The organism is Bartonella sp. AP57NXGY (assembly GCF_042195805.1).
GTDB lineage: Bacteria > Pseudomonadota > Alphaproteobacteria > Rhizobiales > Rhizobiaceae > Bartonella.
The window spans coordinates 1-605 of the sequence record NZ_JBHIOZ010000611.1; the positions used below are offsets into that span (position 1 = coordinate 1).

At 45.8% G+C, this 605-nt stretch carries 1 protein-coding gene; it reads left to right on the forward strand.

All coding sequences use genetic code 11. The annotated features are described in order from the left end of the window. Positions 1–605: AAA family ATPase (locus ACFIL8_RS12885; RefSeq protein WP_375690053.1), on the forward strand; the 605-nt coding region annotated here is incomplete at both ends.

A 605-nucleotide genomic window follows, 5' to 3' on the forward strand; every position in this document is an offset into this window, starting at 1 on the left:
TTGCGGATGGAAGATGAAATTAGCAAACGTGTGATTGGTCAGGGAGAGGCTGTTCAAGCTGTTTCTCGTGCTGTACGCCGCGCGCGTGCAGGGTTGCAAGATCCCAATCGTCCCCTTGGCTCTTTCATGTTTTTGGGTCCTACTGGTGTGGGGAAAACCGAATTAACCAAAGCTCTTGCTGCTTTTCTTTTCCAAGACTCCAATGCCATGTTGCGCATCGATATGTCGGAATATATGGAAAAACATGCTGGGGCGCGGCTGATTGGGGCACCTCCTGGATATGTTGGATATGAAGAGGGTGGGGTGCTGACCGAAGCTGTACGTAGAAGACCTTACCAGGTCATTCTGTTTGACGAAATTGAAAAAGCACACCCTGATATTTTTAATCTCTTGTTGCAAGTGTTGGATGAGGGACGCTTGACCGATAGTCAAGGACGTACCGTCGATTTTCGTAACACTTTGTTGATTATGACCTCAAATCTTGGTGCTGAGTTTTTAACTGCTTTGCCTGAAGGGCAAACAACCGATCAGGCAAAAAATGATGTTATGAATGTCGTTAAAGCGGCTTTCCGTCCTGAATTTTTAAACCGTATTGATGAGATTAT